The following is a 14,009-nucleotide window of genomic DNA, read 5'->3' as shown; positions in this document are numbered from 1 at the left end:
TATGGGAACACTAAAGATAAAATTTCCTCACAGTGAGGAGTATGAATTTGAAGCAGGAAAACCAGTTGTATTATTAGGAGCTAATGGTGCAGGAAAAACAAGGTTTAGCATTAAAATTGAAGAATTGAACGATCTAACATTTAATAATTGGAATGCCCAAGAGTCTGTGCTGATACATAGAATTTCTGCCCAAAAATCATTATCTATCCAAGAAAGTATTTCAATTTTAGATCATGAGAGTTCTGTGCGCAGTTTCTTTATAGGGGGTGCTAATCAATATGCTACTAAATCTGGAAATCGTTTTGGTTCAAATCCCGCTACATTTCTGTTAGATGATTTCAACAAAGCATTATCACTTCTGTTTTCTGAGGAAAATAAAGAATTACAGTTAGCACATCAACGAGATAAGCAGGCAATAAAAGAAAACTCAACACGTCCTGAGCCAATTACAACGGTAGTTGAAAAAGCAACAGAGATTTGGAATGAGTTACTTCCGCATAGAAAAATTGATTTGACTGGAAATGGTGTTCATGTAAACTATGAGAGCCAAAGATACCACGGTAAAGAAATGAGTGATGGTGAACGTGTCATGTTATACATGATTTGCCAAGTTTTGGTGCAACGTCCAAACACATTACTTATTGTCGATGAACCTGAACTTCATATCCATAAATCTATTGTCGATAAATTATGGACACGGTTGGAATCCGAGCGAAGTGATTGTATATTTATGTACATCACTCATGACCTGAATTTTGCTTTGTCCAGAAATGAAGCCAAAATTCTTTGGGTTAAGAGTTACAGTGGATCTGACTGGGAATATGAGTTCTTGGATAGTGCTGACTACGAGGATATTCCAGAAGCTTTGCTGTATGAAATAATTGGTACTCGTCAAAAAGTGCTTTTTGTGGAGGGTACCAAGAACAGTTACGATCACTACCTTTATCAAGAAATTTACAAAGACAAAGGATATCATGTTATTCCGTGCGGTGGTTGCCAAGAAGTAATTCGATTGGTAAAAGCAAAACGCACATATGAAAAATTAAATGCAATAAATGTATACGGAATTGTAGACCGAGATTTTAGAACTGAAGGCGAAATATCTGCGTTGCAAGGTGATGGAATTTATTGTCTTGACGTTGCTGAAGTAGAGAATTTGTTCGTGGTGCCAGAACTGCTTGATATTATGGAGACCGCATTGGCGTGTGATTCTGGAGCAGCACAACAAGCTAAAGATTTTATTGGCAATCTGTTCTCCCAAAATAAAGATAATCAAGTTACACTTGCTTTGGCACAAGAAATGAAACATCAGTTGTCATTGTTTGAATTGGGAAAACAGAAACTGACTCCTAAAGAAATTAAGGATAAGATTGACCTGAAATATTCGGAGCAGAATATTTCGACATTCCTTACTGAAAAACAGGCGATTTTTGATGGGGCAGATACAACTGAAAAGATTCTTGCTGTGTTCAATTTTAAGGATATGTCAAAGAAGGTTGGAGAAAAATTTGGCATCAAAGGCCGTGACTATCCACAAAGGGTATTAAATCTGCTACGCAGTAAGCGTAGTGAAAAAGAAGCTATTTTGGAAGCTTTAGGTAAATATACACCTGAGCTTCCCTAAAAAACTGGAGGTGATTCTATGCCGAAAATCATAACAGAAGATATGATTGAGCAAGCCGCCATTAAGGCTTTGCAGGAGCGGCATGATTGTAATGTTCTGAACTGTATGACAGAAGAACCGGACACACTTCCTGACGGAACCGGACGTAAGGATAAGAAACAGGTTGTTCTGCCAGATGTGATGTTAGAGAGCCTGTGTAGGATCAATCCAGATATTCCGGAACAGACTGTTCGCACGGTGGTGGACGAGCTGTGCCACACTCCTGTTTCTGGAGATCTAATGTTAACCAATTACCAGAACTATCAGAAGATCCGTAACGGTATCACTGTAGAGTACAACGAAAACGGCAAGAAAACCTCCAATATCCTCCGTCTGCTGTCTTATAATGATGTTTTGAGCAATATATTTACGGTTGCTTCTCAGATGTGGATCAAGGGCGAAACTCATTGGCGCAGACCGGATCTGATTATCTTCATCAATGGATTCCCGATGGTTTTCATTGAATTGAAGAACAGCAATATCCCGGTGAAGAATGCCTATGACATCAATTTGAAAAATTATCTGAAGGATATACCGTATCTGTTCAACTACAACCAGATTTGCGTTTTGTCTAATGGTATGGAAACTCGCTTAGGCAGCTTTGCCGCAGGGTATGAGTTTTTCTTTGAATGGCTGAAGGTGGAGAACGAAAAAGAAAACCCGGATAGAAAAGCCATCCGAGAGAACTTCACTAGTTTAGAGTATTTTATTGCCGGTCTTTGTGAGCCAAAAAATTTGCTGGATTACATAGAAAACTTCATTCTTTACGATCGACGCAGAACAAAGATTATTGCAAAGAATCATCAGTTCTTTGGCGTGAACAATGCCTACAATGCTTTCCTATGCCGTGAGGAGTTGAAAGGTAAGCTGGGTGTATTCTGGCATACCCAAGGTAGCGGCAAGAGCTATTCCATGGTTATGCTTGCACGTAAGATCAAGCATAAATGTACCGGCAATTTTACTTTTCTTGTCGTTACAGACCGTGAAGATTTGGATACGCAGATCTATAAGAATTTTCTGCGTACAGAATTTATTACGGATAAGGATAAGGTGCAGCCTGCGAATAGTAAGCAGTTGCGTGAAGAACTGAAAACTAATAAGTCTATTCTGTTTACGCTGATTCATAAGTTTAGATATGACAAGGGCAAGAAATATCCTGTTTTGTCTGAGCGTGATGATATTATCGTTATCGTTGACGAAGCTCATCGCACTCAGTACAAAGATTTGGCGGAGAATATGCGCACAGGTTTACCGAATGCTCAGTTCTTGGCTTTTACAGGCACACCGTTACTTGGTGCAAAGCGCCTGACCAATGCGTGGTTCGGTGATTATGTCAGCGAATATAATTTTGCAGAATCCATCAAAGATAATGCTACGGTGCCTCTGTACTATGTGAAGCGTGTACCGGAAGTAGAATTGCAAAATGATTTTCTTGATTCTGATTTTGCAGAAATTCTGGAAGAAGAAAACCTGACTGATGCAGAGCAGCGTCGATTGGAAAATCACTATGCAAAGGAATTGGAAGTCATTAAGCGTGATGACAGACTGGATGCCATTGCTCAGCACATTGTTTACCATTTCCCTCGTCGTGGTTTCCGAGGAAAGGGTATGGTTATTTCTGTGGACAAGTTTACTGCTGTGAAGATGTACGATAAAGTAAGCTACTACTGGAAAGAAGAAATTAAAAAGTTAAATGCGCAGATCACCAAAACCAAGGATGCTGCTGAGAAACTCCGTCTGAAAGATCTTGTGGACTATATGCGCAAAGTGGAAATGGCTGTTGTCATCAGTGAAGATGCCGACGAAGAAGCTAAATTTGCAGCAGAAGGATTGTCGATAAAACCGCATCGTGATCGTATGAACAAAGTTGATGAAAACGGTTTTGATATTGAGGATAATTTTAAAGACCCCAACAATCCGCTGCAACTGGTATTCGTTTGCGCAATGTGGCTGACCGGTTTTGATGCGCCGTCTGTTTCCACCTTGTATTTGGATAAGCCGATGAAAGGTCATACGTTGATGCAGACCATTGCCCGTGCCAACCGTGTCTATAACGGCAAGGAATGCGGTCTGATTATTGACTATCTGGATGTGTTTAAATATTTGAAACGAGCATTGGCTGATTATGCATCCGATGATGGCGGACTAATGCCGGTAAAGGATGTAGAAAAACTTCTGGAGCAGTTATACGAAGCGATTGATCTTACAAGAGTATTCTGCATGAGTCATAATGTGGATCTTGGAAAAGTCGTTGAAGATGGTGATACCTTCAAGAATCTATCGATCTTTGAGGATTACGCCAATATTATTGTAGGTAACGATGATGTGAAGAATGAGTTTTCTGTGTTGGCAAATACTGTCGATGGCCTGTACGAGTCGCTTAGACCAGATATTTTCAAGATGGATTTCGAGCCAGCTTACAAAGATGCCATTCTTTATCTAAAGGGAATCATCGATGGCAAAATTCGTCCTGAAAAAATTGAAGCGGCACAAGCCAGAATTAATGAACTGCTGGACCAGAGTGTTATTACCGCAGCAGATGCGAGAAAATACACTATCACAGAAGCAGGCAAAGAGATTGATTTATCCAAACTGGATATTGATGAACTCCGATCTCAATTCAAAAAGCTGAAGAATAAGAATCTTGAAATTGCAAATCTTCGTAAATACATCGAAGAAAAACTTCAGAAAATGCTGCGGCGCAACATAACTCGCACAAAATTTGCGGAGCGTTTTAGAAACATCATTGACGAGTACAACGCTGGTGGCTCTCAAAACGATGATTTTTATGAGAAACTTCTGAAGTTGATGGAAGAACTTCGTGCCGAAGAAGAACGTCATATTAAGGAAGAATTGTCGGAGACGGAATTGGAGTTGTTTGACCTTCTTAGAAAAGAACAGCTTACTGTCGATGAAGAAAAGCGTGTAAAGCTGACAGCAAAAGAACTCTACAACACACTTACAGAAAAACGCAATGAGTTGTTCATTGTCGGATGGCAAAATGATCCGCAGCCAAAGGAGCGAGTAAAAGGCGAGATTGTCTATATCCTAAATAAGTTCTTGCCAGAAAGCTACGACAGAGAAGTTTTCTTGAGAAAAAGTACACTTGTATTCGATCATATCGTTGATCAGGCAATGACTGGCTATAACTGGGTAGCTTAAAAATGACTGATACTCAGCTTTGATAAAGGAGTTTAAGTTTAATGTAACTATTAAAAGTAAGAGGTATCCCCTATGAAGATGAATCCTAATGAGACAGGAAAAAGAATTTAACTTCTTCGCTAGCAAAGGGGCTTGTCGTAAGAAGAACTTGCAGACAAACTTAATGTCAGTTCCAATACTGTAGCAAAGATTGAATGTGGCTTGCGTAGGCCATCAGTAGATTTTGTTGTCAATCTCGTTAATTTCCTTGATACAATAGTCGATTATATTATTCTGGGAGAAGAAATCAAAAAAGAAAGAAATTATGATTATTGATCCGAGAAATTGACGATAAGGTTGAACAGCTTTTGGAACTTAAGGAAAATTGCTTTGTTAAAAAAACTGATGAAGTAAGCGTAACTTGCAAAACGTTAGGAATAGCATAGTGTCAAAGTATTAGCAAAGAAAAAACCACTTTAGCTTCCACAAAATTAATTCTACGATAAAAACATACCGTCTAGACAGCTACTTTTTAATCTATTATCCAAAAGACATATAATATATAGGCTCGAATGGTGAAAGTGTCCATTTGAGCCTATTATTGTATGAATTCATACGTTACAACCAGAGCAAGATCCACCCGTGTATTACAGTATTGTCATTTTGACAATTTTGTATTACTTACGAGTAGCAGACCTTGATGGGGATTACGTCCCCATACCCACGTGAAAATATAATTGCTGGCAATTACATTTTAGCAGATACGCAAGCATATCTGAGTAAGCGTCACGGACAACAAAATAAGGAAATTTTGATAAGGCATTCACCTGGAATAGGTGGGTGTTTTTTTGTTTTTAAGTATTCAATTAATCGAAAAAATAAAAAAGTTTTCATCAGGGGGCTGTAAAAATGCCTCTCAACGTTTCGTATTAATGAAAGGGTATTTTTTGCAGGAAAAATAAAAAATTTTCATCAAGAGCCTATATTTATGCCCTTCATCTTTTGAATATATGTAAGGACATTTTTTGGCCGGCATAAAAATGATTTTTACAACAGTTAGAAACAGAAACGAGGCGAGAAAAGAATGAAATATGAATACATGAAGGAGTCAGAGCAGATGCTTCAGTACTTCCAGTTTCCGAAGTTTTTGCTCAAACTGAGCATTTCCCAAACTGCAAAATTTCTTTATATGATTTTGTATGACCGGGCGCGGATATCAAGAAAGAATAGCTGGATAGACAAGTATGGAAATGTTTATTTGATATTTCCGATAGAGGAATTGTCTGTTCAAATCGACAAATGCAAATCTTCTGTAAAAACAGCATTGAAGGAATTAGATGATGTGGGACTATTGGTTCGCAGATCCGGTGGTTTTTCAAAACCCAATCATTCATATGTAAAAATTCCATCTGATGAGATAGTTTTACAGCCGATTGACAATAAAGCGGTTGAAAAGATGGCTGTAATAGAGTCGGAAAAGCACCCATCATCTGGTCGTAAAAATGGCTGTGCAGGAGTCGGAAATGTGGCACCTAGTAAAGTAACTGAGAAATATAAAAGTAATAAATATCATGAAGTAAATTATTGCTATGGGGAAGGAGAGAGTTTGTGATGAGAGAAGAAGATACCGTATGTGTAGGCAGTGATGGTTTGCAATACTGCAAAGTCTGTGGGGAAGCGAAAGAAGCTTTTTTCCCTGAGGGTGGATTTATGGGGATGAAAAAACATTCCAGGCAATGTGCCTGTGACAGTAAAGCATATGAAGAGGAACAAAAATATTTTAAAGACAAAGAGCACCGGGAATTAGTCAGCAGAAATACGAGCATCTGTTTTGACGAGAGCAGAATGGAAGAGTGGACATTTGAGAATGCAGATATGTCAGATGCGGTAATGCATAAGGCAAAAAATTATGTTGATAACTGGGATGAAATGAAAAGAAACCATATAGGCTGTTTGTTCTGGGGACCAGTTGGGACCGGGAAAAGTTATGCTGCCGGGTGCATAGCCAACGATCTTCTTAAACGAGAAGTAACGGTAAAGATGACCAACTTCAATACCATTATCGATGATATATTTCCACTGGCAGACAAAACGGAATATATCAATGCATTGGCTTCGTATCAGCTTTTGATTATTGATGATCTTGGAGTGGAACGAAATTCAGAATATGCGTTAGGAATTATTTTTAGTGTCATAGACCGAAGGATCCGTTCGGGACGACCTTTGATCATCACGACCAATCTTCCACTGAAAGAAATAAAAAGCGAGACCATGTTAGATAAAAGACGTATCTATGATCGTATTTTGGAAATGTGTACACCAATGTATGTTGGAGGCACAAGCAAACGAGAAGCGATTGCAAGTATGAAAATGGAGAAAGCGAAAATCTTGTTGAATACCAACAGAGGGGAGGAGAAATGCGAATGAATCATACAGAAAAAACAATACCTGTTTGGAAGAAATATTCTTTAAATGTTTCCGAAGCAGCTGAATATTACGGAATCGGAGAAAAGAGATTAAGACAGATCGCAGGTGAAAATGAAGGAGCAGATTTTATTTTGGAAGTTGGTTCGCACATCCGATTCAAAAGAAAATTATTTGAAGATTATCTGGATACAGCCAGCACAGTTTAAGTGACAGAATAGAAAAAATAGTAATGAAAATAATGTTCATTTTATCTTAGCGAAGGGAAGGTCTTGTGGTATAATGAATAAACCGAGACGGTCTTCCAAGTTAAATGAACATTTGATGAAGGAGACTAAAATATTATGAGTGAAAAAAGGAGAGATCATAGAGGACGTATATTACACAATGGAGAAATACAGTTATCTGATGGCAGATATCGATTTAAGTATGTCGATGAGATGGGAAAGGAGCGCTGCGTATATAGCTGGCGCTTAGACCATAACGATGCAACTCCGAAAGGAAAGCGCCGGGCTTTATCGCTTCGGGAGATGGAGAAGAAAATCCAGGCGGACCATTTTGAACAGATTGCAACAAATGGCGGAAATATGACGGTACTGGAACTGGTTGAAAAATATACATCAACAAAAACCGGTGTCAGACCTACTACAGTTGCAGGATACGGAACAGTTATCAATTTATTGAAGAAAGATCCATTTGGAAAAAGAAGGATTGATACGGTTCGGATTTCGGATGCAAAATGTTGGCTGATACATCTTCAGCAGGTAGAAAAGAAAAGCTATAGTTCCATCCATTCAATCCGAGGAGTTCTTCGTCCGGCATTTCAGTTGGCAGTGGATGATGACCTGATCAGGAAAAATCCATTTCAGTTTCAGCTAATGGAAGTGATCGTGAATGACAGTGTGACAAGAGAGGCAATCAGCAGAGCGGAGGAACGTAAGTTTCTACGATTTGTGAAGGAAGATCCTCATTTTTGCAGGTATTATGAGGGAATTTACATATTATTTAAAACAGGCCTTCGCATCTCGGAATTTTGTGGTTTGACGATTTCTGATATTGATTTCAAGGAGCGTACGATCAACATCGATCATCAATTGCAGAAAAAATCAAAAATCGGATATTATATTCAAGAGACTAAAACAACCAGCGGAACGAGAAAGATACCTATGACTGCAGATGTAGAGGAATGTTTTCGGAAAATTATAGAAAAACGAAACCCGCCAAAAGCAGAACCTATGGTAGATGGAAAAAGTGGTTTTTTATACTTTGATAAAAATGAGAGTATCTGTTATTCCCTGCACTGGGAGCATTATTTTCAACACATCATTCAGAAGTATAATAATACTTACAAAGTACAGATGCCTGTCATCACCCCACATGTATGCCGGCATACCTATTGCTCAAATATGGCAAAATCCGGAATGAATCCAAAAGCATTGCAATATTTGATGGGGCACTCAGACATCAGCGTAACGCTGAATACATATACGCATGTAAATCTTGAGGATGCCAGGGAAGAAGTTGCCCGGATTCAGGTTGTGTAATTACGATTTTTAATTAAAAATAGCAAGGTGTAAAATAGAAAAATATACACCTTATTTTACACCTTTTTCGGACAATATTATGCGAAAATAAACCAGGTTATGCCAGAAAACAAAAATTTATAAAGGCTTACAAAGCCCGAAATACTAAGAAAAACTAAGAAATGCGAGGTTATGCAACAATGATAAAAGTACTATTCATCTGCCACGGCAATATCTGCCGTTCAACCATGGCAGAATACGTTATGAAATATTTAGTAGAGCAGGCAGAGCTTTCTGCCGACTTCTACATTGATTCTGCGGCGACCAGCCGGGAGGAGATTGGTAATGGTGTACACCGTGGTACAAGAAAGAAATTAAAAGAAGTTGGCATCCCTTGCGGGGATCACCGTGCACGCCAGATGACAAGAAGAGATTACGATGAATTTGATTATCTGATAGGAATGGAAAGCTGGAATATCCGCAACATGTTACGAATTGTCGGAGATGATCCGGAACAGAAAATTTATAAATTACTGGATTTTACAGACCGGAAGGGTGAGGAGATTGCCGATCCATGGTACACAGGAAATTTTGATGCGACTTATCGTGATGTGAGAGAAGGATGCGAAGCTCTTCTTGCAGGGCTTGTGAATCGATAAGGGTGCTTGAAAAAGCAGTGCTTTCGATTGGTGTGATTGACCGGGAAGGTGTATGCTTGAAAACAATAATCGCAGCAGACCCTTGTGTGATATCCTTAAGGAATGCACGGGATCTGCTGCGATAATATTACATATTATTCACAATATTTAGCAAGATCTTTCTTGAATCCGGCGAGCTGTTCAGAAAGAGCGGCAGTGTTTTCATCAGAAAGAGTTTCAAGAATAGCCTGCATGTCAGATTTAATTTTTTCTGGATTATATGGAACTTCCAGAGCGAAGTCGCTATATGCGCGGATTTTCTGGAAATACATGTTTGTTTCTTTTTCTTCTTGCTGGTTCCGGCACATCTGATACATAGATACGCTATCGGTAGCATCTAATTCCGTACATTCTTTACAAATCCATTTTCCAAGAAAATAGTATTTTCCATCGATTTCATATATAAATCCCGGTTGCTGTAAAAATTCTTCTAATAACATAATAGAACCTCCTTTTTAACTGATTATACCGTAACAAATGTAAATGGAAAATGCAATATTCTTTCGAAAAATCAATAATGTATCGCATTTATAGATATGAGCCGATAATACATTTTTATACACTTATGCGAATAAATATGCTATAATAAAAAGTCGCAGAGATTTTTTGAGGGAGGATATAAGATGAGAACGAAAAATGCATGTATGTTGTTGCTGACAGCATTTATATGGGGAACTGCATTTGTTGCACAAAGTGTGGGAATGGACTATTTGGAACCATTTACGTTTAACGGTGTAAGATGCCTGATCGGAGCAATTGCATTGCTACCGTGTATCTGGTTCCTTAATCGTGGAAAAGAAAAAGAGAATAAGGTAAATGATGAAAATGCAAAAAGAGATTTAATTAAGGGCGGAATTGCCTGCGGTATTTTACTGTTTGCAGCAAGCAGTCTGCAACAAATCGGGCTGGTATATACAGCAGCTGGTAAGGCCGGATTTATCACAGCCTTTTATATTGTACTTGTTCCGGTATTTGGCATTTTCCTTCATAAAAATATAGGATGGAAAGTATGGACAGCCGTTGCAATAGCACTGGCAGGACTTTATTTCTTGTGTATTACAGAGGCATTTACCATTGGAGTTGGAGATATTTACGTGTTTTTATGTGCATTGATCTTCTCGGTTCACATATTAGTTGTAGATCATTATTCACCAAAAGTAGATGGAGTAAAATTATCATGTATACAGTTCTTGGTCGCTGGTATTGTATCCATTCCATTTATGTTGATATTAGAAAGCCCAAAGATGGGAAATATGATGACAAGCTGGTTCCCGTTGATTTATGCCGGGGTATTTTCCTGCGGAATTGCATATACTTTGCAGATCCTTGGACAGAAGAATGTTAATCCGGCGGTTGCATCGCTGATTTTAAGCTTGGAATCCTGCTTTTCTGTATTATCTGGCTGGGTAATTTTGGGAGAGCGGTTATCGGCAAGAGAGACAATAGGATGTATTATGATGTTTGCGGCAATCATTCTGGCGCAGATTCCAGACAAAAAGAGCAGTGCAGATACAAACTAAAAATACAGTAACTGGTGCTTTGTAAGAGTATAGAAACTATTTAACATAGAAAGGAAAGAAAACATGAGATTTGTAATTCAGAGAGTATTAGAAAGTGAAGTAAAGGTAGACGGTGAGAGTCTGGGCAAGATTGGAAAAGGATTCATGGTACTGATCGGTGTCAGCGATTCCGATACAAAAGAAGTAGCAGATAAGATGGTGAAAAAAATGCTTGGACTGCGCATTTTTGAGGATGAACAGGGCAAAACGAATCTTTCTCTGGAAAGCGTAGACGGAGAACTCCTTCTGATTTCTCAGTTTACGTTATATGCAAACTGTAAGAGAGGAAACCGTCCAAGCTTCATCGAAGCGGGTGCACCGGATATGGCATCGGATATGTATGAGTACATTGTTGAGAAATGCAAAGAACAGGTACCGGTTGTAGAGCGCGGACAGTTTGGAGCAGATATGAAAGTAAGTCTGGTAAATGACGGACCGTTTACGATAGTTTTGGATTCAGATACACTTTAAGATTCAGGCAAATATAAAAAATAAAGATATCATTAATGGAAAATGAGCGTCTGCAAATGTATAATACTGCAGGCGCTCATTTTGACTGCCATAGTATATGGAAAAAGCTGCCAGTGGCGGGCTCTGCGGGTAACTATGAGAGTAAAAGTTTATTGTATTCTGAGCTTTTGCTGCCGAATCTAAGAGTCTGATTTGTCAAGATGTTTTCTCTGGTGTTCCAGACGTTCTTCCAGCTTTTTACGATGCTTTTCCAGTTTTTCAAAAATTTCCGGATGCTCACGTAATATTTTGTCTTTCAGTATACGTCTTCGCTTTTCAATCAGCTGGTAAATGAGATGTTTATTGTCAGCAAGACTCTTTGGCATTTCATCTACATGCAGTTCAATACGGCGTAAGATTTCGTCTTCATCAAAAGCTCCAAGTGAATGCCAGCTTTCCAGATGATCTTCCAGACCATTTTCAATAATTTCTTCAATATCTTTCAAACCGTGAATATGATTTAAAATATGATGAACCTCATGCTCGATTTCCTTAACAACCTGATCACCGTAAGCCCAGGCAAATTCTTCCAGTGTATTTTCTTCTTCGGCAGGAAGAAAGCTAAGACGACGTGTGACGAATTCACGCTCTTCTTCCGGAACATCCAGTGTATATGGCGGCAGGATTTCTGCATCATGAAGTGCCGCAAGAATTGTCCTTCGTACATGACCTTCACGGATCAGATGTTCTATTCCGAGCTGGCGCATCTGCAGATTCAGTTGTTCTGTATGCTCTGTAATATAGAATTTTATATTTTTCTTTGAAAAACTTGCCGCCAGTTCTTCCAGATGATCGGCAGCAGTGATATCCATGCTGTTAACTGCGCGTGCATCGATAATAATGACTTTCGTGTCTTCTTTAATTGCATTTTCCAGATCTGACTGAAGTACATTAATATTTGCAAAAAAGAGATTTTCGTTGAAACGATACAGAAGAACTCCTTTTATTGGATAGGCATGTATGTTTCTGCTCAGATCATGATAGCCTTCTTTGCCAGGTATAATACCAAGGAAAAAACGGTTTGGATTCGCGGCTTTTGTGATGACAGCGAAGAAGGAAAGCAGTACACCGATCAATACGCCATAAATAGTACCCAGGCATAATACACTGATGCAGGCAGCCATAAATATATGAAATTCCTGTTTGCTTCGGTGAAAGAGCCGAATACATAAATGAATTTCAACGACATCCATTAATGCAGAAATAACAATAGCGGTCAGAATAGGAACAGGAAGAAATCCAATAAATCCTGTAAAAAACAAAAGTAAAAATGTCATTGTTATACCGGCTGTAATAGAAACAACCTGTGAATGTCCACTATATTGTTCGTTCATTGATGTGCGGGAAATACTTCCATTTACAGGGCAGGAGCCAACAATAGCGGAAGCAATATTACCGGCAGCACATGCAAGAATTTCCTGACGGTCTTCCAGCGGATAGCCATTCCGGAAAGCAAAATTATTTTCAGCAAGTAAAGTTTCAGCCATTACGACAAGTGAGATCATGAGTCCACGCCCGGCAGCCTGTGTAAGGTCAATCTGACTGAAATCCGGAAAAGTAAGAGCCGGAAGTCCACGGTTTACGGAGGCGAGTAACTGCACACCATATGTATCAATATGCAGGAAAATAGTACATAAAACTGCGAGAAACATAACCAAAATAGCAATCGGAAATTTCGGAATGAATTTTTTGCAAAGTCTTATGACAAGCAAAGTAATAATTCCTAATAATAAGGAAAGCCAGTGAATGTTTTTTGCAGCGGAATAAATATATTCAGCCAGCTCGATAATTTCACCGGATCCCGCGGAACTTCCCATAAGCTTTGGTATTTGCATTAAAATAATCGTCAAAGCGATACCGCTGATAAATCCACCCATGACAGGCGTAGAGATGAAACCGACCATTCGGTCTGCCCGGATAAAATAAAAAAAGAGCAGCCACAACCCTGTAAATAGTGCCAGTGCCGAAACATAGTTTAGAGCTTCTCTGGAACCCGGAGTGATGCCAAGTGTAAGGAGAGCGCTTCCGGCGAGGGCAGCAGGTGCAGCATCCACACCGAAAATAAACTGGCGTGAAGTGGAAAAAATTGCAAATAATAAAATAGGTAAAACAGAACCGTATAAACCATATACCGCGGGCAGCCCTGAAATCTGTGCATAACCCATAGAAATAGGAATAGATACAGCAGCAATGATAATTCCGGAGAAAATATCCTGTTTTAAATAATTTTTGTCATAATTTCTTAATGTAGATAAAATATGTATTTTCATAATGAAGACCTCCAATAGAAATAATAGTGAAAATATATGTAGGTTTCAATCTTTGCTTTTTGTTTCCATTGAAATTATAACAGTATAAAAAGAAAAGAACAATCAAAAGAAAATTAGAAAAAGTTGTTGACAGGAAAATTTATACTGTGATATATTAAATAGGCTGTCGCAAGAGAGCAGGATAACTCAGAAATGAGTTGCAAAAAAGATTAAAATAATTA

General features: G+C 38.7%; 11 protein-coding genes and 1 pseudogene. 10 read left to right on the top strand and 2 right to left on the bottom strand.

Features of this window, described 5'->3' with window-relative positions:
- Position 1: 1 nt before the first annotated feature.
- From DWY31_RS09685 to DWY31_RS09645, 8 genes and pseudogenes are all read left to right on the top strand, one after another.
- Entirely contained in the window at positions 2–1,624 is a 1,623-nt protein-coding gene (locus DWY31_RS09685) for a DUF4435 domain-containing protein (protein WP_118520297.1), read from the top strand.
- A gap of 18 nt (positions 1,625–1,642) precedes the next feature.
- A complete protein-coding gene (locus DWY31_RS09680) occupies positions 1,643–4,825 on the top strand; it encodes a type I restriction endonuclease subunit R (RefSeq protein ID WP_118520295.1) in 3,183 nt (1,060 codons plus the stop codon).
- Positions 4,826–4,978: 153 nt separating this feature from the next.
- Positions 4,979–5,140, top strand: a pseudogene (locus tag DWY31_RS14605) (helix-turn-helix domain-containing protein); the annotation flags it as partial.
- 748 nt (positions 5,141–5,888) lie between these two features.
- Positions 5,889–6,416: a replication initiator protein A gene (locus tag DWY31_RS09665; protein WP_118520291.1), complete on the top strand. Its 528-nt coding sequence runs from the start codon at positions 5,889–5,891 to the stop codon at positions 6,414–6,416.
- A complete protein-coding gene (locus tag DWY31_RS09660) occupies positions 6,416–7,231 on the top strand; it encodes an ATP-binding protein (protein WP_118520289.1) in 816 nt (271 codons plus the stop codon). Before DWY31_RS09665 ends, DWY31_RS09660 begins: the two co-directional genes overlap by 1 nt.
- Positions 7,228–7,437, top strand: a complete 210-nt coding sequence (locus tag DWY31_RS09655; protein ID WP_004844954.1) for a MerR family transcriptional regulator — start codon at positions 7,228–7,230, stop codon at positions 7,435–7,437. The genes DWY31_RS09660 and DWY31_RS09655 overlap by 4 nt, the downstream gene beginning before the upstream one ends.
- A 135-nt stretch (positions 7,438–7,572) precedes the next feature.
- Positions 7,573–8,772, top strand: a complete 1,200-nt coding sequence (locus tag DWY31_RS09650) for a tyrosine-type recombinase/integrase (RefSeq protein ID WP_118520287.1) — start codon at positions 7,573–7,575, stop codon at positions 8,770–8,772.
- 179 nt (positions 8,773–8,951) lie between these two features.
- Complete coding sequence (locus DWY31_RS09645) at positions 8,952–9,410, top strand: low molecular weight protein-tyrosine-phosphatase (protein WP_118520419.1); 459 nt, start codon at positions 8,952–8,954, stop codon at positions 9,408–9,410.
- A gap of 134 nt (positions 9,411–9,544) precedes the next feature.
- On the opposite strand, the gene DWY31_RS09640 is transcribed toward DWY31_RS09645, so the two are convergent.
- Complete coding sequence (locus tag DWY31_RS09640) at positions 9,545–9,889, bottom strand: hypothetical protein (protein WP_117538076.1); 345 nt, start codon at positions 9,887–9,889, stop codon at positions 9,545–9,547.
- Between the two features lie 183 nt (positions 9,890–10,072).
- Between DWY31_RS09640 and DWY31_RS09635 the strand changes: the two genes are divergently transcribed.
- Positions 10,073–10,969, top strand: a complete 897-nt coding sequence (locus DWY31_RS09635) for a DMT family transporter (protein WP_118520285.1) — start codon at positions 10,073–10,075, stop codon at positions 10,967–10,969.
- Between the two features lie 63 nt (positions 10,970–11,032).
- A complete protein-coding gene (dtd, locus tag DWY31_RS09630; protein ID WP_117538078.1) occupies positions 11,033–11,479 on the top strand; it encodes a D-aminoacyl-tRNA deacylase in 447 nt (148 codons plus the stop codon).
- A 179-nt stretch (positions 11,480–11,658) separates the two neighbouring features.
- Here dtd and DWY31_RS09625 read toward each other — a convergent pair whose 3' ends face one another.
- Positions 11,659–13,788, bottom strand: coding sequence for a SulP family inorganic anion transporter (locus tag DWY31_RS09625; protein WP_118520283.1), 2,130 nt, complete (start codon positions 13,786–13,788; stop codon positions 11,659–11,661).
- Positions 13,789–14,009: the final 221 nt, after the last annotated feature.

The organism is Dorea sp. AF24-7LB (assembly GCF_003478575.1).
Lineage (GTDB): Bacteria > Bacillota > Clostridia > Lachnospirales > Lachnospiraceae > Dorea_D > Dorea_D hominis.
Note: the sequence above shows the minus strand (reverse complement) of the source record. Positions and strands in the feature narration are given on the sequence as shown.